The organism is Haladaptatus sp. W1 (assembly GCF_001723155.1).
GTDB lineage: Archaea > Halobacteriota > Halobacteria > Halobacteriales > Haladaptataceae > Haladaptatus > Haladaptatus paucihalophilus.
Genome location: NZ_MEIH01000305.1, coordinates 1 through 26,692 on the forward strand (window position 1 = coordinate 1; position 26,692 = coordinate 26,692).

Genomic DNA, 26,692 nt, shown 5'->3' on the forward strand with positions numbered 1-26,692 from the left:
CTCCGTGACGAGGGTGATACCGCCGTCGCGGTCCTGCCAGTCCGCCGCGCGCTCACCGAAGTGGAAATCGACGCCGAGGTCCGTCGCGCGCTCGCGAACGAGTTCGCTCGCCGCCGCTCCGTAGCCGGGCAGTATCTCGTCCAGCATCTCCACGACGGTCACGTCGGTTCCGGCCTTGGCGTACGTGCTGGCGAGTTCCATGCCGATGTAGCCGGCACCGACGATGACCAGCGACTCCGGCGCTTCTTCGAGCGCGAGTGCTTGCCGCGAGTCGAGAATCGGGTCCTCCTCGAACGGGAAGTCGGGGAGTTCGACGGCGCGACTGCCGGTCGCAATGACGGCGTGGTCGAACGACAATTCGTAATCGCCATTGTCGGTGTGGACCGCGACCGTCGATTCGTCAGCGAACTCGGCCCGCCCCTCGACGAGCGTCGCGCCCGCCCGCTTACAGAGTTGCTCGACGCCACCCGTGAGTCGGTCCACGACGTCGTCCTTCCAATCGACGGTTTCCGAGAGGTCGATATCTGGGTCGGCGTGGATACCCCGGTTCTCCCCCGTCGCCGCCTCGTGGGCGGCGTCGGTCGCGGATATCAGCGCCTTCGAGGGGATACACCCGAAGTTGAGACAGGTACCGCCGTACGCCTCCTTCTCTACGAGCGTGACGTCGAGTCCAAGTTGCCCGGCGCGAATCGCCGCGACGTAGCCACCCGGACCCGCGCCGACGATGACGACTTCCGTTTCATCTGGAACGTGTGTATCAGACATCTCTGGTCGGAATGAGCTGGGTCGGTTTTCGTTCGAAGTTCTGCTTCTCGATTCGTCCGCTCGTGTCGAGCGGAAACAGAGCGCAACGGCCAGCGCATAATCACTACTGGCTAGTTGCTTACGTATCGACCGAAGCACGCGTTCGAGTCTCCGATACGGTCGCCAGTGTATAGGGCGGGGAAGGGACGATCAAGAGAGCAGCAATCAGTCCAACGACCGTGCCGAGTTGACGACGACGATGAGGCTACTCGTTCCCATCGCGACCGCCGCGAACAGCGGGTTCAATAACCCGAACACCGCGAGCGGGACCGCGACCGCGTTGTAGAGGAACGCCCACCCGAGGTTGCGTCGGAGTCGCCGGTTCGTACCGCGAGCGACCGCGAACACCTCGGGGACGGCATCGAGGTCGTTGCGCACGAGCACCGCGTCTGCGGCATCGCCCGCGAGGTCGGTGCCGCTTCCGAGCGCGATGCCGATGTCGGCCGCCGCGAGCGCCAGCGCGTCGTTGCTCCCGTCGCCGACCATCGCCACCGTCCCCCGAGATTTCAGGCGTTCGATGGTCTCCCGCTTGGCCTGCGGGGGAACGCCCGCGAACACCTCCGAGACGTTCGGGTCGGCGCGGAATCGGGAGACGGCACGCTCGTCGTCGCCCGTGAGTATCACCACGTCGCGGTCGCCGCCGATAGCCGCGACGGCCGTCTCCCACTCGGGTCGTGGAGTGTCTCCGACGACGATGACGCCGCGGACGCGGCCACCCCACGCGACGACGACTGGAACGCGACCCGCATTGCGGGCGTCGGCCATCGTCGATTCGTCCGACAATGTGAGGGCAACGCCACGAGACTCCACGAGGCTCGGGTGGCCGACGACGACCTGCTCGCCGTCTACGACGCCGGTCACGCCTCTGTCGTGCGTCTCGACGTCTTCGGCGTCGAGGGTTTCCTCGGCCGCGTCCGCGATGGCCGCCGCGATGGGGTGAGCGGAAAAGCGTTCGAGCGCGCCCGCACGAGCGAGTACCGCGTCGGCGTCGGTGTCGTCGGCGTCATCGTTGACCACGATATCCCGGACGGTCATCGCGCCATCGGTGAGCGTGCCGGTCTTGTCGAAGACCACGACATCGGCGTCGGGGACAGACTCAAATACGGCGTCAGAAGCGACTACGATTCCCCGGTCGGCCGCCTCCCGGATACCCGACGCGACCGCCAGCGGCGTCGCCAGCCCCAGCGCACAGGGACACGAGACGATGAGCACGGTGAGACCGGTGAGGAGGGCGGTGGCGACCGTCGAACCTGTGACGAGGTGGTAGCCCGTCGTGACCACCGCGAGGACGAGCACCGTCGGGACGAAGAGGGTCGCCAGTTTGTCCGCGAGTCGCTGAATTCCCGACCGCGAACTCTGAATCTGCCACAACCGTTCGACGAGTCGGTCGAGCGTGCTGGTCGCGTCGGTACCGACTTCGACGACGATGGGGTTGTCGGACGCGATGGTGCCGCCGAGCACGGGGTCGCCGGAACGTCGCGTCTTGGGAATCGACTCGCCCGTGATGAGCGACTCGTCGATGGCGGCGCTGCCGTCGACAACGGTCCCGTCCACCGGAACACGTTCGCCCGGTCGGACGAGAACGCGGTCGCCCGATACGAGGTCCTCGACGGGAACGGTCTCGTGGTCGTCGTCCTCGATGATGCGGGTGGCGTCGTCCACGTGCGCGCTGGTCAGCTCGGAGAGGCCGCTCGTGGCGCGCTGCTTGATGCGGTCCTCGTAGTAGTTCCCGATGGTGACCACGATGACGATGGTGACCGTCACGTCGAAGTAGACGTGGGTCCCCCCAACGAGCACCGCGACGGCGCTATAACAGTAGGAGCTCACGGCCGCTAGCGATACGAGCAGGTCCATGTTCGGTTGGCCCGCACGGAGGCTGACCACCGCACCGCGGAGTATCGGATACCCGGTGTAAAAGAGGACGATGGAGGACATGAGCCAGACGTTGCCGAACAGGTAGAGGCCGTCGAAGCCGCCGAGGTCCACGAGCGGCTCGAAGCCCAGATAGCTCGGGTACAAAAAGAGGACGTACCACATCATCACCATCATCCCGAAGACGCCGCCGCCGATGAGAAAACGGACGAGTTGCGTGTCGGTGCGCTCCTCGTCGGTGTCGTCGGGGTCGCCGACGCCGTAGCCGTAGCGGTCGAGGACGCGACGGACGTCCTCCAAGTCGGTGTCCGCATCGTGGGCGACCCGAAGCATGTCCGTCGCGTAGCTCGCGTCCGCCCCGTACACGCCGTCCGCGTCGGCGGCGGTCGATTCGATGAACGTCTCGCAGGTCGCACAGTGCATTCCATCGACCGCGAGGTAGGTGTGGTCCGCGTCCTCGGGCGCGTTTTCCGTCCCCGTTTTCCGCTCGCTTCGCACCTCGTCGGCGTCGGCCGCCTCCACGTCGTCCAACGTTCGCGCGATTTCGAGACAGCCACGACAGCAGTAGCCCCCATCAACGTCGCCGTCGGTGACGGGCGCGTCGCCGGTCGGTAATCCACAGAGCGTACACTCGTCAGTCGAACGTCGTTCGTCCGGTGCGCGTCGGTCGTCCGTCGCGGCGGTTGACTCGCTCACCGTTTCACCCCACCAGTCGATAGTTCGGCGACGGAAGCGGGAGCGCCACCCGCGGGACGTCGATGCCGAACAGCATCAGTCCGTGTGCGAGCATCAGATAGCCCAGGACGACGAACGCGACACCCAAGATACGGTGCAGGTGCTTGCTCGCCGACAGCGACCCGAAGACGGTGCCGTAGACCAGCAGCGTCGGGAGCGTTCCGAGACCGACGAGCGCGAGCAGGAACCCGCCGCGGAGCGGGTCGCCGAGCGCGAACGCGTAGACGTACGCCGGGTACGTTATCGGGCACGGAAGGAGCGCGTGAACGACCCCGAGCCCCGCGATGCGGGTATCGCCGACGAAATCGTCCACCCGGCGCGTCAGCACGCCGCTTAGTCGCCCGAACAGGTCGTTCAGCGGTCCGATGGACGGATGCTTGACCGACCCGCCGACGTACGAAAATCCCATGATGGCGATAAATCCACCCGAGAGCAGTGCGGTCGTGGCCTGAATCCCGGTGCCGACCGACAGCACCGCGCTCATCGACCCGACCGTGACAGCACCGAGCGTGGCGAGAAGGGCTCCGACGGCGGCGTACCCGGCGGTCCGGCCGAGGTTGAACACGACGTGCTGGCGCACCTGCAGGAGCGTCAGCGTCCCAGCCTCGGTACCCTCCATCTCCCGCAGTCGGTCGGCGTAGACGCTCACCAACGGGCCGCACATCCCGAGACAGTGGCCGCCGCCGAGGAAGCCGATGACGAGAAACACCACAGCATCCACGTTCCCAGTCGGGAGCGCCACGCCGTGACCGTGGAGCGGAACGAACATCGTCGTCAAGCCGTGGATTCGGCGACGTCGGTCCCGTGGTCACCCTCCGTCGGCGAGACGAGCAGGTAGATGCTCGTAAAGATGAGACTCACGTTGATAGACGTGACGACGCCCGCATACAGACTCTTCTCGAAGGCGAACGCTATCACCGGAACGAGTGCAAGGAGAGCGATAATACTCACACTTCGAGGCGAATGCTTCGACAGCTCGGCTTTGAGCCGAGAATCACGTTTCGACGGGTCCATACCCGTAATTGGGACTACTGCACTTATGGTACTTCGCCGATTTCCAGCCGATGAGAATTACGGTTGTATAATTTAAAAAATCTCTTCGTAGCCTGAGCTATGTCGACAGAATTGGAGCAACGTTCGGTTCAAGAGAGCGACTCGGCGGAGCGTCCACGCGGATACCTCGTCGGGTCGGCCTCCGACGGCATCGAACGGGAACTGGAACACGACGATTTTGACCCCATTGGAACACTGACACTGATTTTCGTGTACTTCATGATTTTGGCCTTGATGTGGGTGTTCATGTACTTCGTCGAGTTCCTCGGCCGCGGTATCACGGTGGTGGGATAACATGGAGATTCACGAGTACGAGAAATTCTGGCTCGCCGCGTCGCTGTTGTTGATAGTTGGCATTATCGCGACCGTCACGTACGGTGCGGTCGGCGTGGGCGTCTCGATGATCGACGACAAGGGCGGAACCATCGACCCGAAGGCGGTCGACCAACACCCGAAATTCGGTAACCCCGGCGTCTACAAAACCGGGGCGAACGAGTACGACGTGTACGTCGTCGCCAAGCAATTCGTGTATCAACCCGGCACGAACGAGCCTATCGTCGTGCCCGCCAACAGCACGCTCACGTTCCACGTGACGTCCGCGGACGTGATACACGGATTCGAGGTGGTCGGCACGAACGCCAACACGATGGTGATTCCGGGGCAGATAGCGACGTTCACCGTCGAAGTCTCGAGTCCACAGGAGTACGGTATCCTCTGTAACGAATACTGTGGCGCGGGCCACCACGGCATGGAAGGAACGCTGAAGGTCGTCCCCGAGGATGAGTTCAACGCGACGGCGGGAGGTGCCTGAGATGTCGCTGTACGTAGACAAGTATCCCGAGGAAGCCAAAGTCATCAAAGCGACGTTCCTCGTCTCGTTCGTCGCGCTGGGCATTGGCGCGTTCTTCGGACTGATACAGGGACTCCACCGGACGGGATTCGTTCGGGTCCTTCCCTCGACCGACTACTACACCATCCTCACGGGGCACGGCGTCCTGCTCGCGCTGGTGTTCACCATCTTTTACCTCCTCGGCCTCTTCACGTGGGCCGTCACACGGAGTTTGGAATCGCCGCTCCCGAACATCAAGTTGACGTGGGCGTGGTTCGGGCTGACGACGGCCGGCGCGACGTTCGCGGCAATTGCCATCGTCGCCGGCCTGTTCCCGAGCCTCGATATGAGCGCGGACGTGTTGTACACCTTCTATGCGCCCTTACAAGCCCATCCGCTGTTCTACGTCGGATTGGCAATGTTCATCATCGGGACGTGGATGGCGGGCGCGGACTGGTTCCTCGCCTTCCGCAACTGGCGAAGCGAGCACCCCGACGAACGCATTCCGCTCCAGACGTTCATGGTGCTGACGACGATGGTGATGTGGTACCTCTCGACCCTCGGCGTCGCCATCTCGGTTGTGTTCTTTTTCATCCCGTGGTCGCTCGGCTTCATCGACACCATCAACCCCCTTCTCACCCGGACGCTGTTCTGGTACTTCGGCCACCCGGTCGTCTACTTCTGGCTGATGCCAGCCTACCTGCTGTGGTACACCGTGCTGCCGAAACTCTCGGGCGGTCGTCTGTTCAGCGACCCGCTCGCGCGCGTGGTGTTCGTGCTGTTCCTCTTGCTCTCGACGCCGGTCGGCATCCACCACCAGTATCTGGACCCCGGCATCGCGGAGGGCTTCAAGTTCATCGCCATGACGAACACGATGTTCCTCCTGCTCCCGAGCCTGCTGACCGCGTTCACGGTCGTCGCCAGTATGGAACACGGCGCGCGCCAGCGCGGCGGTAAGGGCTATCTCAAGTGGCTTGGCGTCCTCCCGTGGCGTGACCCGGCGTTCACCGGGATGGCGCTCGCGGGACTCATGTTCGCGGCGGGTGGGTTCTCCGGCATGATCAACGCCGGGATGAACATCAACTACCTCGTCCACAACACGCTGTGGGTTCCCGGCCACTTCCATCTGACAGTCGGGACCGCGGTGGCGCTGACGATGATGGCGGGTGCCTACTGGCTCGTCCCGCAACTGACCGGACGGCGGCTCTACAGCCGTCCCATCGGCCTGTTTCAGGTCGTCACGTGGTTCGTCGGGATGGTGCTCATGTCGAACGCGATGCACCGTGCCGGGCTCCTCGGCATTCCCCGGCGGACCGCCGAACCCCAGTACCAGAACTTCGACTTCACGGCGACCATCGGGTCGGTGGCCGAACTCCGCGCGCAAATCGCTATCGGTGCCGCCCTGCTGTTCCTGTCGGTGGTGTTGTTCCTGTTCAATATCCTCCTCTCGTCCATCGAGGACCCCATTGAGATACCGGTCGACGACCGGATTCCCGCACCGCTTTCGGGAGCGAGCGGAAGTCCGGTCGTCCTCGACAACCTGAAACTGTGGACGGCCATCGCGGCCATCCTCGTGATTCTCGCCTACGTCATCCCGCTGGCGAGCATCATCAGGGACGCCGGGCTGTTCGGCAGGACCGTCGCCATCCCGGTGCTGATAGACGGCTTCAACCTGCTAATGGGGGTGATAGCATGAAACTCACAGCAGCCGGTGCTCTCATCCTCGTGGCGATGAGCATCCCGATAGCCCTCGAACTCCGGACGTTCTTCGGGTTCTTCAGTATCGAAGTTCCCATCGTGGTCGTCGCCATCGTGGAAGCGCTGTTCGTGCTCGCCGTCCTTGCCGTGTACGACGGGAGCAAGCGGGCGTCCAGAGCAAGCCACTGAGCCACCGCTGGGCGGCTCAGTGTCGGTCTGACGGACCATCGAACCCAGAACCATCGGAATTATCGAAATCGTCGTTCGACCGCTCGCCGTCCTCTTTCTGTCGTTGTCGTCGAAAAAAGAGGGACGACCGCTCGCGGTCGTCCGTTCTCGAAACCGCGTCGCGTCGTGTTCAGTGACCCCGACCGGCCATCCGGCGCTCGAACACCTTCGAGGCGAGCAGGACGAATACGACGAGCGACGTGCCCGACAGGAGCGCGACCGCGGTGTTGGCCGAGATCAACACCGAACCGCCGCCCGTGGACAGGAGTGCGTATCCCGCGACTCCCGTCAGGGCGAGTCCGAGGACGGTGAAGACACCGAGCGCGATTTTGATGGGGTCGATCCGAGTGCGGAGTGTCAAAGACATGGTACGGTTATACCTACTTCTCGACAGCTAATCAAATTGGATTCCGATTCTCACGGCGTGAAAATGGAATTACGACCCAAGCGTCCGACGACAGGGGACGTCGGCGTGAAAAATGCTCCCGGAGGGGAGCCAGAGGTGGCCGAGCAGTTGGTGTATCGAGGTGAGGCTGGGAAACGGCTGGCCGGACGATACAAGGGAGTCGGAATTTCTGTGCATATGCTCTACCAATTCCGTCGAGTCGGTTTCGATATTTGCTTCCGACGGTGAGCCACCCGATTTCGGTACTATCGAAAACAGAATTCGACGCGATGTATCACCAATACCGATGAGAGGGAAGAATAAATCGCATGATGATATACGAAGCGAGAGAGTGGCTCCGAGATTATTGAGATACGGCCCCGCAGGCTCTGACCCATCGACGCGATGACTTCCGGCGCGCTGTTTTTGTCCCCCGTTCCCAGAGGACGATCAGCATATCACCGCCACGAGAATGGTTATTACGCCACCTCCACAACGACCCCAACATGCCGACGGAATCGACCGCGACGTTCGAATCGTCGTTACGGACGCTCGACGTGCCGTGCACAGTGACGACCGTCGATGACTTCCCCGACGCACTGGATGCGGCAATCGAGGCACCCGCGGTAGGCGTCCCACTGGACATCGACGGAATAGATTTGGACGACGCGGACGTGACGCGTTCGCCGTCGACGGGACAACTCGCGGACGCGAAGACGGGCGTTACGCCCGCTGCGCTCGGCGTCGCGGCACACGGGAGCCTCCTTCTACAATCGTCTGCAGAGGGGACCGAACCCGTCAGTCTCTATCCCCCCCGTCACGTCGCCGTGGTTCGGGAAAGCGACATCGTTCCCAGCGTTCGAGACGCGCTCGAACGGCTCGACGGCGAGTTCGACGCCGGTCGGCGGTCCGCCGTCTTCGCCACCGGCGTCAGCGCCACAGGCGACATGGGCGCGCTCGTGGAAGGCGTTCACGGACCGGGCGACGTCCGCGTCATCGTCGTGGAGGGACGCTGATGAGCGGCGAGAGCCGACGCCGGACGGCGGCGAAAATCCGCCACCTGCTGGAAACGGAGGGAGAGAGCGTTCAGGAGAACACGACGCACTTCAACGAGGGACGCTACGACGCGGTCCAGGAGTTCGACGGGTACGAAGCGGTCCGCGAGGAAGCGCGCGCCATCAAGGAGGACGCCATCGACCGACTTCCCCAACTGATCGAAACCCTCCGCGAGTCGGTCGAGGAGAACGGCGGCCACCTGTACGTCGCTGACGACGCCGCGGACGCGAACGCGTACATCCGAACCGTCGCCGACGATACCGACGCGGAATCCGTCGTCAAGAGCAAGTCGATGACGACCGAGGAACTCGACGTCAACGAGGCGCTCGAAACCGACGACGTTGACGTCTGGGAAACGGACCTCGGTGAGTTCGTCATCCAAGTCGCGGACGAAGCGCCGTCGCATCTCATCGGACCGGCGTTCCACCGGACGACTGACGACGTTGCCGACCTCTTCAACGAGTACTTCGACCCGGACGAACCGTTCGAGACGGCGGAACAGCTCACCGACTTCGCCCGGGACTACCTCGGCGAGCGAATCCGCGACGCCGACGTCGGCATGACCGGCGCGAACTTCGTCCTCGCCGACTCGGGAACGATAACGCTCGTCACCAACGAGGGGAACGCGCGGAAGTGTGCGGTGACGCCCGACACCCACATCGCGGTCACCGGCGTCGAGAAGATTATCCCGTCGCTGTCGGAACTCGGGCCGTTCGTGGAACTCATCGCCCGGTCGGCCACCGGGCAGGACATCGCCCAGTACGTCTCGCTGTTCAGTCCGCCGACCGACTCGCCCACGCTGGATTTCGAGCATTCCGACGAGCCGGGATTCGGACCCCAGCGCGACCGGGAGTTCCACCTCGTCCTCATCGACAACGGCCGCATGGCGATGCGCGAGGACGACCAGTTGCGCGAAACGCTGTACTGCATCCGCTGTGGTGCCTGTGCGAACTCCTGTGCGAACTTCCAGCACGTCGGCGGCCACGCCTTCGGCGGCGAGACGTACACCGGCGGCATCGCCACCGGTTGGGAGACCGGCGTCCACGGCATCGAGAGCGCGGGCGAGTTCAACGACCTCTGTACGGGGTGCTCGCGCTGCGTGAACGCCTGCCCGGTGAAAATAGACATCCCGTGGATAAACACGGTCGTCCGGGACCGGCTCAACCGCGAACACGACCCCTCCGAGTTCGACTTCCTCGTCGAAGGGCTGACGCCGGACGAGGAACCCGCGGGTCTCGACCTCCAGAAGCGGGCGTTCGGCAACTTCGAGACACTGGCGAAGGTGGCGAGCAAAACCGCACCCGTCTCGAATCGACTGCTCGGTTCGTCTCCCGTTCGTGCCGCGATGAGTCGACTCGCGGGTATCGACCGGCGCCGCGACCTGCCGACCTTCCAGGGCGAATCGCTCGTCGAGTGGTTCGCGGCGCGTGGCGGGAGCCGCGTCCGCGACGCCGACCGAACCGTCGTCCTGTATCCCGACGTGTACACGAACTACGTCCTCGTAGACCGCGGGAAGGCGGCGGTGTCCCTCCTCGAATCCCTCGGCGTCGAGGTGGTCGTTCCCGACGTTCCCGGAAGTGGCCGCGCACCGCTCTCGCAGGGGATGGTCAACACCGCGGAATCGAAGGCCGACCGCGTGTTCGACCGCCTCCGTCGACACATCGACCGCGGCCACGACGTCGTCGTCATCGAACCGAGCGACCTCGCCATGTTCCGACGGGAGTACGAGAAGTTGCTCCCCGCACGCGCCTTCGAAACCCTCTCCGAGAACAGCTACGAGGTGCTCGAATACGTGTTCGGACTGGTGGAAAACGGCGCTGACGTCGACGCGCTTGCGAGTCCGGGCACGAAACTCGCCTATCACAGCCACTGTCAGCAGCGAACGCTCGGGTTGGACGCCTACACCGAGGCGGTCTTCGAGCGCCTCGACTACGACGTCGTTACGTCGGACGTGGAGTGTTGCGGCATGGCCGGGAGCTTCGGGTACAAATCGGAGTACTACGAGTTGAGCATGGACGTCGGGGAGACGCTCCGCGACCAGTTCGAGGACGAGACCGACCGGACCATCGTCGCCTCCGGGACCTCCTGTACGGAGCAGCTCGTGGACCTCCTGTCTGCCGACGTGCGCCATCCTGTCGAGGTCATTGAGGAATCGCGGTAGCGGTCGCCCTCGAACTCGACTCCTCGACGATCGTCGTTACCGGAGCGTTCCTGGCTCATCCGGCAGCGAAAACGGTGGTAATCACCGACTATACTCGAAGAGTATGCACGCTACTACCGGTAGTCCGAGCGAACTTTCGGATACAGTTCTGATACCGATTCTAGCACCGGGACCTGAAGCCGAGAACGGAACCCCAAAAGGACAGTTTTGGAAGTTGTTGGTTCAAAGTCTCTTCTGAAATCCGTGAAACCGATATTCGAATTATCACCGGATACAAACCGCCTATACACCGCTCTCTCTCAAAAGGGAACTGATTGCTCCGTTCGCCCTCTATATCATATTATTTTTTGCACGTTTTGGGAGGCCTAGCAGGATGCACTCACGAGACTGAATTCAGTAAGTGGTCACACATTGGTAACAAATCGAGCCGTCGTGTTCTGAGACTTTTCGCATTTCTCCGCATCCCAAGTTAATCCGTTCCATCCGCTATTTTTAGCCGTCTCTTTCGATTAGTAATGTGGTCGAAACAAAGATACCTCCGCTCGATGGTGGATGTATGCTATCCGAAACAACTGTCGTCGATGAACAATTCGAAGAAACCGTTCACTCGCTGTTCGAAGATGCGGATTCCGTACTGATAGTGAATCCCGCACCGCCCGTGTTCCGAGCACTCATAATGACGGCGGTCGAATCCGACATCGACCTCCCCGACCTCAAGGTGCTCGCCAGTTCGGACGTGCTGAAAGCGGCCGTCGAGGACTTCATCCTCGCAAGTCAGATCGCGGATTTGGTCGACCAGGAAGTACTGACACTCCGCACGACATCAGATATCGCACGGAATTCCCTGCTCGTCAGCGATGACATAGTGGTGACGGTGATAACCTTGGACGGGAAACTGACGGGGCTGCAGTCGTCGGACGAGGAGTTGGTCGAAAACGTTCGGACGACGTTCATGGACGAGTGGGAGACGGGCGATACGTTCAATTTGCGAACCCCGCCGTTCTCGCGCGTGAAAGAAACGCTCGACGAAGACTTCGGGGAAGACGTCAAGGACGACTTCATGATGGTCGTCGAGTCGGTCGACACGATTCCGGGGGAGGACGACGAACTCGATGAGGTCGCCATCGCGTTGCTGGTCGGAGCGAACAACAAGGAACTGCTCTACGACATCAGCAAATGGGGCGAGGACACTGGCGTCGCGAGTAAAGCAACGTTTTCGCGGACGAAAACGCGACTCGAAGACCGCGGCCTGATAGAGACGGAAAAGGTTCCCATCGACGTCGGCCGTCCGCGACTTCGGTTGGTCTTGGTACCGAACGACCTGCAGGACATCGACAATCTGGCCGAACAGGTGACCGCATAGACGTAAACGACCACGGGTCAGGTGACCCGTGGAACTCGCGCTGCTTCCTTTAGATTTCGGTCACGCGCTCGTGTTTCTCGTCGACGGCGGCGGCGTCTTCGGGGAGCAGCGCGGCGACGAGATAGCCCGCCGACTCACTGAAGTAGTCGATGAGCACGCCGATACGGTCCGAGTCGATGGCCTCGAGCGAGTCGAGGAGGATGAACGGAACGATATCGTAGACCTCGTGGACGAGATAGCCCGCGAGGGCGAACACGAGACCAGTCACTTCCCGTTCGCTCTCGCTGAGGTGGTCGATGGTGTCCTCGTAGGTCGTTCCCGACTCAGTGCTCCGAATCACGTGGAGGTCGAACACGCTTTTCGTGGACTTCCTGCGCCCTTCTCGAACCTCCCGTTTCGTTCGGTCGATCCAAATTCGTTCGAGATTGTCGTAATCGAGCAGGTCGAGGACGGTCGCCATATGTTCGTTGAACTGCTCGACTGCTCGGGTCTCGATCTGCTCGATGCGAGTGCGCAGGTTCGCCAACTCGTCGCTGATCGCTTCCCGTCTGTCCTCCAGTTGCTCGCGTTCCTCGACCTGTGACTCGATAGACGCGATTTCGTCCTCTACGTCTTCGAGGTCGGATTCGAGTCGGTCGAGTTCGAACTCTATCTGATTCGCTTCCTTGTGGAGGTCCAAAACGTCACTGTACTCCTCCTGTTCGAGTTCCTCGACCGCTTCTTCGAGGGTTTCGACTTCCTCCATGAGGTTCGCCCGCGTCTCCCGAAGGTCGTCGAGACGGGCCTTCCGGTCCTCGATTTCCGATTCGAGCCGTTGACGCCGTTGTTCCGTTCGCTCGCGCTGGCGGCGCGTCTCTTCGAGTTCCTGCTTTTCGTCTCGGAGTTCGGAAATCTCGCTTTCGAGCGAGTTACGGTCCGCGAGCTTCTCCTTTCGAAGGTCACGGAGTCGTTCGATGGTCCCCTCGATAGTTCGCTCCTCGACTTCCGTACCACACGTCCAACAGACGACCGTCTTGGTGTCGTCCACGAGTTGGTCGGTGATGGAATCGCTCGAATGAGCACCGTGCTCGTCGCCCCGCAGTGCGGAAAGTAGCTCCGGGCTCGTTCCGTCCAACATCTCCTCGTTGAACTGGATGATCGTCTGCAGTTCGGCCATGGTCGACTCCAACCGCTGTTTCTCCTCCCGTCGTTGCTGAATTCGCTCTGTCACCGCCGACAGGTCCGCCTCCGAGACTTCAGCACCGTCAGCGGCCTCGTCTTCGAGGTCATCCACTTCGTTTTCGACCGCTTCGATGCTCTCCTCTTCGGTCGTGATGTCGTATCGAACGTCTTCGAGGCGCGAACGGGTCTGGCTCAGTTCTTCGAGCTTCTCGTCGAGCGCTGCCTTCTCGGATTTCGACTCGCCGAGGTCCGCATCGGCGGCCTCCAGTTCGGCTTCCTTCTCCGCGAGCGCAGTCCGTTTCTCGGCAATCTCGTCCTGCAGTTGCGTTCGCTCCTCCTCGAGCTCGGGGAGTTGCTGTTTGAGCGATTCGAGGTCGGAGAGCTCGTCATCGAGTTGCTGTCTCTCGTTCTTTAGCTCCTCGATTTCTGCCTGGATCGCATCAGTATCGACGGGTCGCATGATGAGGTCGCGCAAGTCGTCTCCGCGTGCGACGGCTCGACGGGCCTCGTTCGATTCGAGCAGAAACGCGAAGAGATCGGCGAGTTCGGGGTCGTCGAGGTACGGATCACCGCTCATGGAAACCGTTCCGTTCTGCCGCGTCAGCGTCCTGGTATACGTCTCGTCGCCGAGCGTGAGTTCGGCTCGACCCTCGTCGGCGTCCCCCTTGAGCGACGATTGGTCGCTTCCGAGCGTCGCCATGATAGCCTGAAGCAGGGATGTTCGGTTGGTCGCATTGCGACCGGTAAGGGCGGTCACTCCCGGAGAAAAGCTGATCTCCGTTTCGTCGATACCGCCGACGTTACGGACGTGTAGATGTACCTGACTCAACGTCCGATCCGATAATTGCATATAGGGGCGTTACTCTTGCTCCAATATAAATGGTTCATTTTCATGCAGGAATGAGACAGCACCGTGTTGGACTACAGCTCGAAGCCATCGGCCGTCGGATGATCACCGGAAATACAACAATCAGTTTTCAGATGAGCAGTCACAGCCGCCCGCCTGTAGGAGTTCGTCGACGGAATACGAACGACCACAAGAGTTACAGACGACCCGTAAATCAACGAACAACTCGAAATCGCCGAGGGTGAGCTCGCCGGATTTCGCGAGGTTTTCGAGCGTCGTTTCCGTCACCGCGCTCGTTCGACTGCGCAGTCGTTGAATCGTCTCCGTATCCTTTTCGAGTCGCGTCTTCCCGTCGTCCTCGGCGGGATAATCCACGCTTCGGTATTTGGTGAGGTAGGTATGGATGGCCTGATGGGAGACGAAATCCCGTTTCAGCTTCGTGATATCGAGTCCCTCACGTTCGAGGGAGTTCTCCGTCTCCGTCCGAACGCCGCTACTAATCTCGTCGCTCGTCAGCAGTCGGTAGGTGTTCTTTACTTCGCCGTCAAGGGTCGATACCCCGGCGTCGGTCAGTGCGGCTCGGAGAACCTCGCGATTGAACAGGTCCGCGAGTTCACGGAGACTGTACTGGTCGTTGCCGTCGCCGATCCAGTACGCCTCGAGTCGGTCACCCATGGTATCTAACCCGTATTCGTCGATAACCCGCTGTACTTTACTCGTCCTCTGAGTGGTTTGGTTTTCGCTCATGCGTTCTCGATTGTGCGTCCCTTACACTCTCTGTGTGCTGACGCGGTAAGATACTTGTCGTTTCACGAATACCACCCGAGATCAACACACAGAGCGATGCTTTCACCGAGAGACGTTTTTGGGCACCGACGAGCGACCGGACTAACGACGACGCCCGCATCCGGAGCACCTGGTAGAAGAGGGGGTCGATACCGGGAATCAGACAAAGAGGCGGCCTCACCGCGGTCCGGCCGGTAGTGTACTCTCGTCTCACAGCGACCATCCTTCTCGAACGAAGAGAAACACGAAGCAGTCATGCGGTTTCAACCACGAACGACCTCTATTACACCGCTATATTTGTAATCTCAGTACGACCCCGACTCGTCGATTCCATCGTCCAGTCACGTCAATCGCGATCGGATTTCGCCGACGTACGACCGCAAACAGGTCTTCGGGCGTCGAACACCGGAGGAGATTCGATACAGTTCGAGCAAGAACCACTTCCTCGAGCGGGGCGCCTTCGGAACCACCGCCGACAATCGATATCGCGGAATAGAGTGTATCATTCGATATGAAGGTCGGTTGCCTTCCTCAGCGTTTAAAGTCCCCCATATGTCGAGGGGATACTCATTACTCCGGCGCTAGCAACTATCTATATAAGGGCGGATACATTGCATCACTAGCAACTGTCTCCACAACGAAGGAACCGATACCCAATGAACGAATACGAATTCACCTGCTCGGAGTGTGGGCAACAGATCGAAATCAACGGACCGATGCGCGAGGCGACCCTCACGCACGGGTGTCCCGTGTGTGGGGCGGCCGTCAGTCCGGACAATTTCGCTCCGTGTTAGGAACCCGACCGTTCGCTCGTCTTTTCGACGCTCTCGGTCCCAACGGTCGTTATTCGACCTCTTCGCGGTCGATTTCCGTTCGACGGCCGCTCAACGTGGTCGGTTCGAATTCGTAGAGTTGGATGTCGAGATTCTGTTTCGACTTGCCCCAGATTTCGAAGAGGGGACGCTTTGCCGCACCGTACTGTTCGATGTGTTCGACGGTCAGTTCTTCGGGGGAATCTCTTCGAGCAGTCCGACGGCGACGGCGCTTCTGTACGTCGTTTTGTCACCCGTCTCATCGTACACGACGAGGCGGGCATGCGGTGAGGACGCGAGGAAACGTCGCTTTTCGCTCTCTGGCGTCGAAACGAGTCGCATGAAGAACGTCCGTTCACTGGCGTCGTACCCATACGAGATGGGAATCGAATACGGCTGTTCGCCCTGAGCGAGAGATAAGACGCCAGTCTCGTGCTCACCGAGGAAATCGTCGATCTCCGACTCCGTCATCTCAGTTTCGTGGGCGAGTGTCATGGTCAGTACGTTCACCGAACGCGCGTTCTGCCTTAAACTATTCCCACTGCGATAGCCCCATCCTCTTCCAAAATCGACATGAACCGCGAACGGCTCAGACAGGCGTGAACACATCGGACGAAACGACGCTCCCACAGACCGCGCATCCGTGGTCGAGAAGGGCGTCCTTCATGGAGGAGTCGACTGTGATCGACCTGGCGCACTCTGGGCAGACGAAGGTGTAGTTCTCGGTGCTGCTCATCATTAGTTAGTAGAATGTCGTTCAGGGATAAATGACGTCCTCTATTTCCAAGGGCGTGAGAACACACCCGTCGAACCGCTACGTCGGCGAACGGCAGAGGTTCCTGCGTGCGTCACCACCAGTACGCTAAAGGTGCGCGGAGGGAAAGACAGGAGTGGTACGATGGCGTCCGGGATACGAGCAACGGTGAAATTCGATTCTCCGGGTGAGTGTCCGCTCGCCCGATTCTCGGAGACAGCGGACACGACTATCAATCACGTCTCGTCGAGCGTCGCCCTACCGAATTCGGCGGGGAGCGTCACCGAGTTTTTCGTCGCCGTGGACGACCTCCCGGACGACGGAGACAGGGAACCGGTGTTCTCGTACGGGTCGTCGAACCTGTATCGAATCGCGCACGATGGAGACGTATGCTGTCCGTGCGAGTGTCTCGGTCAGTTCGGCTGTCCCGTCCACCGATACACAGCAGCGGAGGGTGCGCTGACGCTCGTGTTCCACGCGGAGGATTTCCGCCAACTACAGGACGTGATGGCGGAGTTCCGGGAGCGGTACACGTCGGTCGACGTGCAGCAGTTACTCCAACCGCCGCTGGAAGGAACGCCGGAAGAGCGGGTGTTCGTGAACCGAGGGAAACTCACGGACAGACAGCTGGAGGTGTTACAAGCCGCCTACGAGAAGGGGTACTTCGAGCGACCGAAGCGGGCGAACGCGACGGAAATCGCTTCGGAACTCGGTATCAGCCAATCGACGTTTACCGAACATCTGGTCGCGGCACAGTCGAAGATTTTCGAAGACGTTCTGTGAATCGGCACGTCCGTTCGGTTCGCTTCTCGAACCGCCTCGCGCCGATATTCGGCGGGAGTATATAAACCACCCCCGATATGAGTGGTGCAGACTGGTTTCGATAGCAGCCATCCAATAGTGTATGAGCCAATCATCTATGGCGGCGGTCGGAACGCAGGTACGACAGGGATACGCAACCGATTCGACGGTCGTCACCGATGCCGCCGAGGTACAGGCGGTTCTCGATACGATAAACGACGCCGACTGCCGTGCAATCCTCGACGTGACCGGCGATGAGGTCCTCTCGACGAAGGAGATATCCGAACTCTGTGACATCCCGCTCTCGACCACGTATCGGAAACTCGACTGTCTCACCGACGTCGGACTGCTGGAGGAAACCATCAGTATCCGTCGGACCGGGAAACACACCAGCGAATACTACACGCGCGTCGCCGACGTGATGATGTCGGTCAACGCCACCGACGGACTCTCGGTCACGATTTCGTACTCCGCACCCCCGAACTAGTTCTCGAACACGCCGATGGCGAGCGAACGGGGAATCCTTATTGTGCACTGACTGGTTACCGACGGGTATATGAACGGGTTCGGTGACGCCGTGGATGGGTATTTCGACGTCGAAGACCAGCTCTCCCGCTATTTATTGCAGCGTGCGGATGACCTCGGCTCGAAGGGACGAGACCGAACGGCCGCCATCGATTCACGAGAGGACTTCGAAGCACACCGCGAGCGCGTGCGTTCGACGCTCCGCTCGCGTATCGGCGGCGTCCCCGAGCGACCCGACGACCTGTCGGTCGAGACGACCGGCCGCCGTCGGGGAGACGGGTACTCGGTCGAACTGCTCACCTTCGAAAGCCGTCCCGACTTCCACGTGACCGCGAACTGTTACGTCCCCGACGGTGACGGGCCGCATCCGGGGCTTCTCTTTCTCTGCGGCCACGCCGAGCCGCCGAAATCCGACCCGTTGAACCAGAAGGCGTGTATCGAACTGGCGCTACACGGGTTCGTCGTCCTCATCATCGACCCGATAGGGCAGGGAGAACGCAAGCAGTACCCCGACGTGGAACTAGAGGGAACGGCCGTGAGTGGCGGCGGTGGGACGTTTCCGCACAGCTATGCGGGCCAGAAGTGCTTCTACGCGGGGGCGAACCTCGCGCGATACATGATAAACGACGACCGATGTGCGCTCGATTACCTCCACAGTCGAGACGACGTGGACGACGACCGAATCGGCGTCGCGGGCACCTCTGGCGGAGGCATACAGACCCTGTACCTCTCGCTTCTGGACGAGCGGGCCGACGTCGCGGTCCCCTGCTGCTCGATTTCGCACCGCTACGAGCGGCTGAAAACGGGGGGACGAACCCACGCCGAACAGGCGATTACCGGCAGCGTCGCCGAGGGAATCGACGACGCCGACCTCGTGGCCGCGATGGCACCCCGGCCGGTCTGCATCGGCGCGGCGGCGTCCGACCGGTACTTTCCCATCGAAGGCGTCCACGAGACGGTCGCCGCCGTCCGGCGTCTCTACGACATCTACGACGCCGGGGAACGGGTGAACCTCGTCGTCGGCGATACCGGACACTGTTCCGTGTACGAACTCGGAGACGGGGTGTTCGAGTGGCTATGCAAACGGCTCGGCGACATCGAGTACGAACCACACGACGAGCTACCGACCCTCGACGAAGCCGAACTCCACTGTACACCTCGTGGGTGCGTCTGCGACGCGTACGCGGACGAACGGACGATAGACGACCTCATCCGGGAGTACGTCACGAAGGCGTATCCGGATGCGGGGACGAAACCGGCCGTCGATTCCGACTGCGAGTACGCCGAGCGATTGCGACGGACGCTCACCGAGGCGTTCGTCGCCGACCGGGAGAGTTGTGAGCTGTTCCCGCGTCTCATCAGTCGAACCGAATCGGACGGGGTGCAGGTTGAGCGCGTCTGGTTCAAAACCGAACGGGACCCGGACATCGTTTGTACGGGCGTGTTGGTCACGGACCCCGAATCGGCCACTGAATCCCCCGCCGTGGTCCTGTACGAACGCGGGACGGACGAACTCCCGAAGCGGAGCGAAGACGTCGCGTCCCTCGCACGCGAGCACGGGGCGGCGTTCGTCTTCGACCCGCGCGGCGTCGGCGCGGTGCGGAACCGAAATATCCCGGTGCCGAACTGGGCCGACCACCACGACGGCATGTACGGCACCGAATTCAAACTGGCGAACGACGCATTGCTATTGGGGTCGTCGCTCCTCGGAATGCGCGTTTTCGACGTGTTCCGCGCCGCGTCGTTCCTCCGCTCGGAAACCGACGCCGAGCGCGTCTCGTTCGTCGGCGAAGGAATCGGCGCGTATCACAGCCTGTACGCCGCGGGCATCGCCCGGAATGTGGACCGAGTCACGCTCCGGTCGCTCGGTCCCAGTTTCTTCGAATTGGCGACCCGTCGAGAGGCCCCGTTCCGTCCACAACTCACCGCGTTCGACGTGGTTGGCGACCGTGACGTCCTCCACGTGCTCGCGGCACTCGACCGGCGAGGAGTGCGCGTCGAGCAGGAAATCGGCGAATGGAAAACCGCCGACCGATGACTGCCGACGATGGACGCGGGCGACGGCACACCGGCAAACGGTGAAGGGGGAGGACAGCGAATCTCACCGTAGGACAATGTACTCTCACATCGTGATCGCCGTCGATGGAAGCGACGAGGCGAACCGGGCGGCGCGGCGGGGTCTCGCATTCGCGGGGGAGTTCGACGCAACCGTCGACGTCCTCCACGTCGTCGAACGGAAGGCGCTCGGACTTACGACGAGCGCCGACGAAGCGGAACGGCTTCGAGAGCGCGGCGAGCGAATCCTCGGGGACATCGAGGACATCGCTTCGGAACGCGGGCAGTCGGTGACGACGGCGCTTCGGGAGGGCAAGCCCGCGGTCCAAATCAGCGAGTTCGCCGCCGAGCGGGACGCGGACCTCCTCGTCATCGGTCGTCAGGGAAAGTCCGGGATGGAAAAACAGCTTCTCGGCGGCGTCACCGAACAGCTCCTCCATCGGAACGCAATTCCCGTGTTCGTCGTCCCCAAGGATGGGAAGCAGACGGTGAAGGCGACCGACTACGCTCGCATCCTCATCCCGACGGACGGGAGCGAAAATGCCGACGTCGCGGTCCCACACGGAATCGAAATCGCTCGGAGGTACGATTCGGCCGTTCACGTCCTGAACGTCGTGGACCTACAGGTGGCCGGGGGAGCGTTCGACGCGGGCGGCCTAGAAACCGAATTTATCGAGCGACTCGACGAGCGGGGACAAGCCGCGGTCGAGAAGGTTGCAGGTGAGGTCGAAGAAGGCGTTTCCAGACCGGTGGAAACCGCCGTCGAACGCACGACGTCCTTCGAGGGTGCCGCCGCGGGCATCCAGGAGTACGTCGAGGAAAACAACATCGAACTCGTCGTCATGGCGTCCCACGGCCGGTCAAACGTCGGGCGGCAGTTCCTGGGAAGCGTCACCTCGACCCTGCTCCGAACGGTCGACGTTCCGGTGGTCGTGGTGAAACGGAGTTCGTAAGCCACGAGGCGACGGAACTCGTTTTTGAAGGGAGTGCACTCAACGGAGAGTACACCCACGGAATCGGGAACGCGATTGAAGTCGCTTCGAGACGAACGCTTCGTGGGGGTTCGATGTACGACTCGATTCTCATTCCAACAGATGGCAAAGACGGGACGAAGCCAGCGATCACACACGGTATTCAACTCGCCGCCACGTGCGACGCGACGGTACATGCGCTGTACGTCGTCGATTTACCGTATCTCTCCGGGTCGCGGGCCGAACAGCGGGTCGAACCGCTCGAAGCCAAGCTGAACGAAGAGGGGCGGGACGCGACCGCTTCGGTCGCAGAGCGGGCGCGCGAACACGGTCTCGAAGTGACGGAAACGGTTGCGACGGGGCTCCCGTTTCTGTCGATCATAGAATACGCCGACGCGCACGACATCGACCTCGTAGCGATGGGAACCGAGGGTGCCGGAAGCTCCAAGGCCCGGCTCGTGGGGAGTACGGCGAAGAAGGTGGTCCGCCTTTCGAAGGTGCCGGTACTGACGGTTCGGGCGGTCGAAACCGCTCCGACGACGGAGTATACGGATATCCTCCTCGCAACCGACGGAACGCAAGGGTCACGTCGGGCGATTTCCCACTGCATCGAGCTCGCCGCCGCGTACGATGCGACCGTACACGTCGTCTCGGTCGTCGATTCACGACTGATGCGCGAGGGGTCGGGGCGTGAACTCATGGCCCAGCAAGCCGAACAAGCGTGCGCCGATGCAGTCGCTCGGGGGCGGACACCGGCGTCACGACTACCAGTGACGTTCTTCACGGCCACCCTGCGGACCGAATTCTCGACTACGCGGACGATCGCGATATCGACCTCGTGGGCCTCGGGACGCACGGCCGCTCCGGCATCGACCGGTTCGTGATGGGGAGCGTCGCCGAAACGGTTCTGGGACGAGCCAAGATACCGGTACTGACAGTTCGGGACTTGAGCGAAGAAGAGTGAGCAACAACTCGATTTAGTGAGTGAGAACTCGATCACTCAATACGAATCGCTTCCACACCGGGCTTCGCGGTTCGTTTTGCGTCGATCCGTTCCAGTAGGTATCGTCTATCGACCTAATTCGAACAGCGGACGCTGGGACGAACGCTTGCAACAGGCGACTTCCACCGGTAGCGACCTACGGTGGAAGGTCGGATCGGGTTACCCCGGAAGAGCGACGAAGATGTGACGGGGAAATAGGCGGGGGCGAAAATGAACGGGAGAAAGCGGGAAGTCGATGGGACCTCTACAGGCGGAGCAGGCCGAGTGCCTCGGGGCTTGACCCCGAGGCGGTTCACGAAGGACGAACGGATATCGACTATCGCTGTCTCGCTGCATTTCACCACGTCTTGATACGATTCGAATCCGGATCATAGTCGAGAACACCGAAATCAGCCATCATGGGTAGGTGGATATGATGAAGCGTTATTGATACTTCATCGACATTTTCATGTTTGTCTTGATAGAGGGAATCTTCTCTCGCAGCAACCGCTCTTGCCATCTCTTCGAGGTCAACAGGGGGCGTGTAGTCGGAAAGAGCTTCAAGAAGTACGCGGCGACGCTCGGAGACTAGTAACCGATGTCGGTCACTTTCGTCTAAGGTAGCTAATCCATACTCCCGATCTCTCGTGTTGACCGATGGTTGAGAAAGTTCGTCGCTCATCGTTATCTAGCTACTCTGTAGTGATTTGGTCATCAATAAAAGCAGTCCATAATCAGTTAGGCATCTCGCATCAAATAAGCAATCGTTTCTAAATTATGTTACGATTAAGATTTGCACTTTAACATATGCTTGTTCAGTGTTAACAACCATTTAACTCCGCTAGCGGAGGATTAATGGCGGCATCCCTTCTACCGTGTTACAGTGTCACTAGATTCCCTTACTCCGAGTCAACGAGAAACGCTCGCGCTCTTCGACAAAGGAGGGACGCCACGGACGACAAACGAGATAGCGGACATCCTCGACATCGGCCGTCGGAGCACCTACGGTCGCTTGGAAAGGCTGGTAAAGCACGGTCGTCTCGAAACGAAGAAAGTTGGTGCCAGTGGGCGTGTTTGGTGGCGGCCACCGGAAATCAACGACTTAGAAGTTCCCGATTGGTCGGACGCTGCCGAGTCCCTCATCCACGTGCTCGACGACGCCGAAGTCGGTGTGTTCGTTCTCGATGACGACTTTCGGGTGACGTGGATCAACGACACGATGGAACGGTATTTCGGACTTGACCGGGAGCGAGCGATCGGCTCGGACAAGCGTTCGCTCATCGAAGACCGTATCATATCCATCGTCGACGATTCAGACACGTTCACGAAAACCGTTCTCTCGACCTACGACAACAATGCGTACACTGAACAGTTCGAATGTCACGTGACTGCTGGCGACGGCCGAAACGAACGATGGCTCGAACACCGCAGTAAACCTATCGAATCCGGCGCATACGCGGGTGGCCGCATCGAACTCTACTACGATATCACCGACCGGAAGAGAGCCGAACAGCAACTCCGTGAAAGCGAGTTGGAAGAGATATACGAGCGAATGGATGCGGGATTCGTTGCACTCGACGAACGATTCCAGTTTACGTATGTCAACGAGCGGGCCAGTGAACTACTCGAACGGCTCCCCAGTAAGTTGCTCGGCGAGCACTTTTGGGACGCGTTCGAACTGGAACCCAGCGCGAAGGCAGCGGTTCGAAAGGCGATGGAGACGAAGGAACCGGGGTTCTACGAGGAGTTCTACGAACCGCTCGAGACCTGGTTCGAAATCCAGATTTATCCTACAGAGACGGGGCTCTCATTCTATCTTCGAGACGTCACCGAACGAAAAGAGAACAAGAAACGACTTGAACAGTACGAGCGTGTCGTAGAGACGATCGACGACGGAATCTACGTCCTGGATGATACGAAGCGCTTCACGTTGGTGAACGATGGGTTCGTATCGATGGTAGACACGGACCGGAGCGAACTTATCGGAGCGAACGCCAAAACCGTATTTGGCGCGGATATCGGCGATTTTGCAATCGAAGACCACGCCGGACAGGCGTCCGGCGACCAAACGGTCACCGAACTCGAAGAGGAGCTATACGGAACGTCCGATGGTCCGATTATCGCGGAAAACCAAGTCTCACCGTTCGAACTCGATAGCGGTGACACCGGTCATATCGGTATCGTTCGCGACGTCACCGACCACGTCGAACGGGAGCGGCAGCTTGAGAAATCAGAACAACGGTACCGTACGCTCGTCGATAACTTCCCGAACGGGGTCGTCATTCTGTTTGACGAGGAGCTTCGATACCTGACCGCGGGCGGCGAGGTTTTCGACGGACTCTCCTTCTCGGCTTCTGAGCTTGAAGGAAGTACACCGTCGAAATCACTCCCTCCGGACCTCCTCGAAGGGTTAGAACCGAATTACAGGGCAGCCCTCGAAGGTGAAACCTCCGAGTTCGAAATCGAATTTGGCGATCAGATACGGGACGTTCGGGTTTTGCCCGTCTACGACGAGCAGGGGACGATATTCGCCGGAATGGCGATGTCTCAAGACATCACCGAGCACGTCGAGCGGGAACAAGAACTGGAGCGTCAGCGCGAGCACCTCACTGCACTCAACCACATCAACGACGTCATCCACGACATCAACGAAGCGATCATCAACCAGTCGAGCCGCGAGGAAATAGAAGCGATCGTTTGTGAACGGCTTGCCAACACGGAGTCGTATCAGGTAGCCTGGATCGGTGACGTCGACAGTTTCTCGGAAACGATGCGCGTTCAGGCGAAAGCAGGCGCCGAACAGTACGTGGACGATATCTCGATTTCTATCAACCCGGACGACGAGCGAAGCAAGGGACCCACGGCCAGAGCGGTTTTCGAACGCGAGGTCCAGGTCACCGAGGACGTCGCTACCGATTCGAACTACGTACCCTGGTCCGATACTGCCCATAAGGCTGGAATCGAGTCCACGATGGCGATTCCGATTATCCACGAGGAGACGCTGTACGGTGTGCTCAACGTCTACTCCGAACGGCCCGATGCGTTCGCGACGCAGGAGAGCGAGGTGATCGGACAGCTGGGCGAAATCGTCGGCCACGCGATCGCTTCGGTCGAGCGCAAGCACGCGTTGATGAGCGACGACCTCGTCGAAGTCGAATACAACATCTCGAATATCTTCACCACGATCGGCGCGGAGATGACGACCGACGAACGAATCACGTTTACCGATGTCGTTCCGTCCCGTGATGATAGGTATCTCGTGTATGGAACCATCACTGATTCCGATACGAAAGCGCTGGACGCCATGGTTGCGCAACTCTCACACTGGGATTCGATACGAATCATCGACGACAAGGAGACCGCGACCAGATTCGAACTCCGGCTGACGAAGCCTCCCGTTCTCTCCGCAGTCGCGTCTCGAGGTGGCTATATCGATATCATCGAGATCAAGTCCGGGGACTACTTCATGCGGGTTCATCTGCCACCGAGTGTCGATGTGCGTTCGATAACCAACGTCGTACAGCAACGATATCCAACCGCTGAGCTGTTCTCGCAACGCCAAATCTCGCGTCCCGACGACTCGGCGATCGGCCTACAGCGAATCCTCAACGACGAACTTACCGACCGCCAGCGAAGCGCCCTCGAAGCGGCCTTCAACTCCGGGTTCTTCGAGTGGCCTCGTTCGACCACGGGTGAAGACGTCGCTGAGTCGCTCGAGATATCTTCCCCGACGTTTCATCAGCACCTTCGGAAAGCAGAGCAAAAAGTGTTCGACACCCTCCTACAGAGCCGATGACCGGTGAGTAAGTATCTACGACCGCGTTACTCCAGTTGTCGCCAACTCCATTCGGGTTCCCATCCGAACAGGTCGCCTGCCTTCCCGGTATCGACCAGCGACGAGTAGTCGTCATCGCCGAGCGAATCACGAATCTCGACGTCAGGGAAAACGTCCTCGATGAGTTCACGAGTGGGCGTCTCGGCGCTGGTGTCAGGCGCAGACACCCAGACGCGTTCGTGGCCTCGAACGCTCGCCTCGACGGCCAGACGGACGAGTTGGACTGCATCCGACAGGTGAACGTACGTGAACAGCGTGTTTCGCTGGGTGTGAAAGCGGTCGGAGTTTCGCATTCCGTCGATGGTTCGGTCAGCCTCGACGAACGTCTCGCGGGCGAGACTATCGTCGACGACCCACGGGAACCGCAGGGAGATAATCGTCCGAGGCCGGTCGTCGACGCGACGGGCGAACCCGTCGGCCGCGATTTCGGCCGTCTGTTTTCCCAATCCGTAGGGGTTCGATGGCGTCAGGCGGTGGCGTTCGTCCAGCGGAAGATAATCGACGGTGATTCCCTCGGGCTCGAATCCGCCGCCGATGGCGCTGAAACTCGATGCCAGTACCACCGTCTCGATTCCCAACGCGCCCGCGGCCTCGAGAACGTGATAGCTGGACATGACGTTACTCTCGTAGGTGCGGTATCCGGGCGTTTCGTCCGGTGTCGGAATCATACCCAAGTGCACGACCGCATCGGCGTCACTCTTCCCGAGCGAACTGTAGACCTCCCCCGCATCCACTAAGTCGGTTCGCAGATAGACGTCCGAGTGGTTCTCGTCGCGCTTGCCCCGCGAGAGGTTCACGGTTCGATATCCCTCCTCGTTCAGGTGCGCCAGCACGCCACGCCCGACCCGGCCGTTTCCGCCGGTGACGACGACTGTATTGGTCACGGACCCTTCGTTCTCGCTCCTGCGGTAAAAATACTCGCCGAAAGTCGTTCATCGGATTCGTTTTCGTTTTCGCCGTTTCTCGATGCTGACCCGAG

Annotated in this window: 25 protein-coding genes and 2 pseudogenes; 15 read left to right on the plus strand and 12 right to left on the minus strand. The window is 60.6% G+C overall.

Annotated features, from left to right (window positions below; all coding sequences use genetic code 11):
- The 4 genes from BG842_RS15355 to BG842_RS15370 all read right to left on the minus strand — a co-directional run.
- Window positions 1-765: NAD(P)/FAD-dependent oxidoreductase (locus tag BG842_RS15355; RefSeq protein ID WP_139136138.1), on the minus strand; the 765-nt coding region annotated here is incomplete at its 3' end.
- Window positions 766-969: 204 nt separating this feature from the next.
- Complete coding sequence (locus BG842_RS15360) at window positions 970-3,372, minus strand: cation-translocating P-type ATPase (RefSeq protein ID WP_069451423.1); 2,403 nt, start codon at window positions 3,370-3,372, stop codon at window positions 970-972.
- Window positions 3,373-3,376: 4 nt separating this feature from the next.
- Window positions 3,377-4,180, minus strand: coding sequence for a sulfite exporter TauE/SafE family protein (locus BG842_RS15365; protein WP_069451453.1), 804 nt, complete (start codon window positions 4,178-4,180; stop codon window positions 3,377-3,379).
- Window positions 4,181-4,185: 5 nt separating this feature from the next.
- A complete protein-coding gene (locus tag BG842_RS15370; RefSeq protein ID WP_069451424.1) occupies window positions 4,186-4,425 on the minus strand; it encodes a hypothetical protein in 240 nt (79 codons plus the stop codon).
- A 99-nt stretch (window positions 4,426-4,524) separates the two neighbouring features.
- On the opposite strand from BG842_RS15370, the gene BG842_RS15375 reads away from it, so the two are divergent.
- Genes BG842_RS15375 through BG842_RS15390 form a run of 4 tightly spaced genes read left to right on the plus strand, consistent with a single transcriptional unit; the run spans window position 4,525 to window position 7,180 of the window.
- The gene (locus BG842_RS15375; RefSeq protein WP_069451425.1) at window positions 4,525-4,758 is read left to right on the plus strand and encodes a hypothetical protein; all 234 of its coding nucleotides are present in this window, start codon (window positions 4,525-4,527) and stop codon (window positions 4,756-4,758) included.
- Between the two features lies 1 nt (window position 4,759).
- Window positions 4,760-5,275, plus strand: a complete 516-nt coding sequence (locus BG842_RS15380; protein WP_069451426.1) for a cytochrome c oxidase subunit II — start codon at window positions 4,760-4,762, stop codon at window positions 5,273-5,275.
- A gap of 1 nt (window position 5,276) precedes the next feature.
- Window positions 5,277-6,989, plus strand: coding sequence for a b(o/a)3-type cytochrome-c oxidase subunit 1 (locus BG842_RS15385; protein WP_069451427.1), 1,713 nt, complete (start codon window positions 5,277-5,279; stop codon window positions 6,987-6,989).
- Complete coding sequence (locus BG842_RS15390; RefSeq protein ID WP_069449209.1) at window positions 6,986-7,180, plus strand: CbaC protein; 195 nt, start codon at window positions 6,986-6,988, stop codon at window positions 7,178-7,180. Before BG842_RS15385 ends, BG842_RS15390 begins: the two co-directional genes overlap by 4 nt.
- 169 nt (window positions 7,181-7,349) lie before the next feature.
- Here the strand turns inward: BG842_RS15390 and BG842_RS15395 are convergent, their stop codons facing one another.
- Window positions 7,350-7,586, minus strand: coding sequence for a hypothetical protein (locus tag BG842_RS15395; protein WP_069449208.1), 237 nt, complete (start codon window positions 7,584-7,586; stop codon window positions 7,350-7,352).
- Between the two features lie 69 nt (window positions 7,587-7,655).
- Window positions 7,656-7,802, minus strand: coding sequence for a hypothetical protein (locus BG842_RS29940; RefSeq protein WP_175424167.1), 147 nt, complete (start codon window positions 7,800-7,802; stop codon window positions 7,656-7,658).
- 308 nt (window positions 7,803-8,110) lie between these two features.
- Between BG842_RS29940 and BG842_RS15400 the strand changes: the two genes are divergently transcribed.
- The 3 genes from BG842_RS15400 to tbsP all read left to right on the plus strand — a co-directional run bounded on the left by BG842_RS15400 (window position 8,111) and on the right by tbsP (window position 12,184).
- Complete coding sequence (locus BG842_RS15400) at window positions 8,111-8,620, plus strand: LUD domain-containing protein (protein ID WP_069451428.1); 510 nt, start codon at window positions 8,111-8,113, stop codon at window positions 8,618-8,620.
- Window positions 8,620-10,821 (plus strand): LUD domain-containing protein, encoded by a 2,202-nt coding sequence (locus BG842_RS15405; protein ID WP_069451429.1) that lies wholly within the window; start codon window positions 8,620-8,622, stop codon window positions 10,819-10,821. The genes BG842_RS15400 and BG842_RS15405 overlap by 1 nt, the downstream gene beginning before the upstream one ends.
- A gap of 556 nt (window positions 10,822-11,377) precedes the next feature.
- Window positions 11,378-12,184, plus strand: a complete 807-nt coding sequence (tbsP, locus tag BG842_RS15410) for a transcriptional regulator TbsP (RefSeq protein ID WP_069451430.1) — start codon at window positions 11,378-11,380, stop codon at window positions 12,182-12,184.
- A gap of 49 nt (window positions 12,185-12,233) precedes the next feature.
- On the opposite strand, the gene BG842_RS15415 is transcribed toward tbsP, so the two are convergent.
- The gene (locus tag BG842_RS15415; RefSeq protein WP_069451431.1) at window positions 12,234-14,195 is read right to left on the minus strand and encodes an archaea-specific SMC-related protein; all 1,962 of its coding nucleotides are present in this window, start codon (window positions 14,193-14,195) and stop codon (window positions 12,234-12,236) included.
- Between the two features lie 120 nt (window positions 14,196-14,315).
- Window positions 14,316-14,939, minus strand: a complete 624-nt coding sequence (rdfA, locus tag BG842_RS15420) for a rod-determining factor RdfA (protein WP_069451432.1) — start codon at window positions 14,937-14,939, stop codon at window positions 14,316-14,318.
- 695 nt (window positions 14,940-15,634) lie between these two features.
- Between rdfA and BG842_RS15425 the strand changes: the two genes are divergently transcribed.
- Entirely contained in the window at window positions 15,635-15,772 is a 138-nt protein-coding gene (locus BG842_RS15425) for an FmdB family zinc ribbon protein (RefSeq protein WP_069451433.1), read from the plus strand.
- 49 nt (window positions 15,773-15,821) lie between these two features.
- Here BG842_RS15425 and BG842_RS15430 read toward each other — a convergent pair.
- Together BG842_RS15430 and BG842_RS30640 are read right to left on the minus strand one after the other, a co-directional pair.
- A pseudogene (locus tag BG842_RS15430) lies at window positions 15,822-16,285 on the minus strand (pyridoxamine 5'-phosphate oxidase family protein).
- A gap of 94 nt (window positions 16,286-16,379) precedes the next feature.
- The gene (locus BG842_RS30640; protein WP_254663216.1) at window positions 16,380-16,526 is read right to left on the minus strand and encodes a hypothetical protein; all 147 of its coding nucleotides are present in this window, start codon (window positions 16,524-16,526) and stop codon (window positions 16,380-16,382) included.
- A gap of 162 nt (window positions 16,527-16,688) precedes the next feature.
- On the opposite strand from BG842_RS30640, the gene BG842_RS15435 reads away from it, so the two are divergent.
- The 6 genes and pseudogenes from BG842_RS15435 (at window position 16,689) to BG842_RS31765 (ending at window position 21,860) form a co-directional block, all read left to right on the plus strand.
- Window positions 16,689-17,327, plus strand: a complete 639-nt coding sequence (locus BG842_RS15435) for a helix-turn-helix domain-containing protein (RefSeq protein ID WP_069451434.1) — start codon at window positions 16,689-16,691, stop codon at window positions 17,325-17,327.
- A gap of 121 nt (window positions 17,328-17,448) precedes the next feature.
- Window positions 17,449-17,832, plus strand: a complete 384-nt coding sequence (locus BG842_RS15440) for a helix-turn-helix domain-containing protein (RefSeq protein WP_069451435.1) — start codon at window positions 17,449-17,451, stop codon at window positions 17,830-17,832.
- 69 nt (window positions 17,833-17,901) lie between these two features.
- Complete coding sequence (locus BG842_RS15445; RefSeq protein WP_069451436.1) at window positions 17,902-19,908, plus strand: S9 family peptidase; 2,007 nt, start codon at window positions 17,902-17,904, stop codon at window positions 19,906-19,908.
- Between the two features lie 76 nt (window positions 19,909-19,984).
- Entirely contained in the window at window positions 19,985-20,878 is an 894-nt protein-coding gene (locus BG842_RS15450; RefSeq protein WP_069451437.1) for a universal stress protein, read from the plus strand.
- A gap of 113 nt (window positions 20,879-20,991) precedes the next feature.
- Window positions 20,992-21,576 (plus strand): annotated as a pseudogene (locus BG842_RS15455) (universal stress protein); the annotation flags it as partial.
- A gap of 41 nt (window positions 21,577-21,617) precedes the next feature.
- Window positions 21,618-21,860: a universal stress protein gene (locus BG842_RS31765; RefSeq protein ID WP_254663218.1), complete on the plus strand. Its 243-nt coding sequence runs from the start codon at window positions 21,618-21,620 to the stop codon at window positions 21,858-21,860.
- 376 nt (window positions 21,861-22,236) lie between these two features.
- Here BG842_RS31765 and BG842_RS28935 read toward each other — a convergent pair whose 3' ends face one another.
- Complete coding sequence (locus BG842_RS28935; RefSeq protein WP_175424168.1) at window positions 22,237-22,560, minus strand: hypothetical protein; 324 nt, start codon at window positions 22,558-22,560, stop codon at window positions 22,237-22,239.
- 201 nt (window positions 22,561-22,761) lie between these two features.
- On the opposite strand from BG842_RS28935, the gene BG842_RS15460 reads away from it, so the two are divergent.
- On the plus strand, window positions 22,762-25,674 hold the full coding sequence (locus BG842_RS15460) for a PAS domain-containing protein (RefSeq protein ID WP_069451438.1): 2,913 nt from the start codon (window positions 22,762-22,764) through the stop codon (window positions 25,672-25,674).
- A gap of 26 nt (window positions 25,675-25,700) precedes the next feature.
- Here the strand turns inward: BG842_RS15460 and BG842_RS15465 are convergent, their stop codons facing one another.
- Window positions 25,701-26,597: an NAD(P)-dependent oxidoreductase gene (locus BG842_RS15465; protein WP_069451439.1), complete on the minus strand. Its 897-nt coding sequence runs from the start codon at window positions 26,595-26,597 to the stop codon at window positions 25,701-25,703.
- Window positions 26,598-26,692: the final 95 nt, after the last annotated feature.

Bases quoted from the DNA above. Each gene is read 5' to 3' on its own strand.
- BG842_RS15365 (WP_069451453.1), bottom strand. From the start codon at position 4,180: ATGTTCGTTCCGCTCCACGGTCACGGCGTGGCGCTCCCGACTGGGAAC.
- BG842_RS15370 (WP_069451424.1), bottom strand. From the start codon at position 4,425: ATGGACCCGTCGAAACGTGATTCTCGGCTCAAAGCCGAGCTGTCGAAG.
- BG842_RS15375 (WP_069451425.1), top strand. From the start codon at position 4,525: ATGTCGACAGAATTGGAGCAACGTTCGGTTCAAGAGAGCGACTCGGCG.
- BG842_RS15380 (WP_069451426.1), top strand. From the start codon at position 4,760: ATGGAGATTCACGAGTACGAGAAATTCTGGCTCGCCGCGTCGCTGTTG.
- BG842_RS15385 (WP_069451427.1), top strand. From the start codon at position 5,277: ATGTCGCTGTACGTAGACAAGTATCCCGAGGAAGCCAAAGTCATCAAA.
- BG842_RS15390 (WP_069449209.1), top strand. From the start codon at position 6,986: ATGAAACTCACAGCAGCCGGTGCTCTCATCCTCGTGGCGATGAGCATC.
- BG842_RS15395 (WP_069449208.1), bottom strand. From the start codon at position 7,586: ATGTCTTTGACACTCCGCACTCGGATCGACCCCATCAAAATCGCGCTC.
- BG842_RS29940 (WP_175424167.1), bottom strand. From the start codon at position 7,802: ATGCACAGAAATTCCGACTCCCTTGTATCGTCCGGCCAGCCGTTTCCC.
- BG842_RS15400 (WP_069451428.1), top strand. From the start codon at position 8,111: ATGCCGACGGAATCGACCGCGACGTTCGAATCGTCGTTACGGACGCTC.
- BG842_RS15405 (WP_069451429.1), top strand. From the start codon at position 8,620: ATGAGCGGCGAGAGCCGACGCCGGACGGCGGCGAAAATCCGCCACCTG.
- tbsP (WP_069451430.1), top strand. From the start codon at position 11,378: ATGCTATCCGAAACAACTGTCGTCGATGAACAATTCGAAGAAACCGTT.
- BG842_RS15415 (WP_069451431.1), bottom strand. From the start codon at position 14,195: ATGCAATTATCGGATCGGACGTTGAGTCAGGTACATCTACACGTCCGT.
- rdfA (WP_069451432.1), bottom strand. From the start codon at position 14,939: ATGAGCGAAAACCAAACCACTCAGAGGACGAGTAAAGTACAGCGGGTT.
- BG842_RS15425 (WP_069451433.1), top strand. From the start codon at position 15,635: ATGAACGAATACGAATTCACCTGCTCGGAGTGTGGGCAACAGATCGAA.
- BG842_RS30640 (WP_254663216.1), bottom strand. From the start codon at position 16,526: ATGAGCAGCACCGAGAACTACACCTTCGTCTGCCCAGAGTGCGCCAGG.
- BG842_RS15435 (WP_069451434.1), top strand. From the start codon at position 16,689: ATGGCGTCCGGGATACGAGCAACGGTGAAATTCGATTCTCCGGGTGAG.
- BG842_RS15440 (WP_069451435.1), top strand. From the start codon at position 17,449: ATGAGCCAATCATCTATGGCGGCGGTCGGAACGCAGGTACGACAGGGA.
- BG842_RS15445 (WP_069451436.1), top strand. From the start codon at position 17,902: ATGAACGGGTTCGGTGACGCCGTGGATGGGTATTTCGACGTCGAAGAC.
- BG842_RS15450 (WP_069451437.1), top strand. From the start codon at position 19,985: ATGTACTCTCACATCGTGATCGCCGTCGATGGAAGCGACGAGGCGAAC.
- BG842_RS28935 (WP_175424168.1), bottom strand. From the start codon at position 22,560: ATGAGCGACGAACTTTCTCAACCATCGGTCAACACGAGAGATCGGGAG.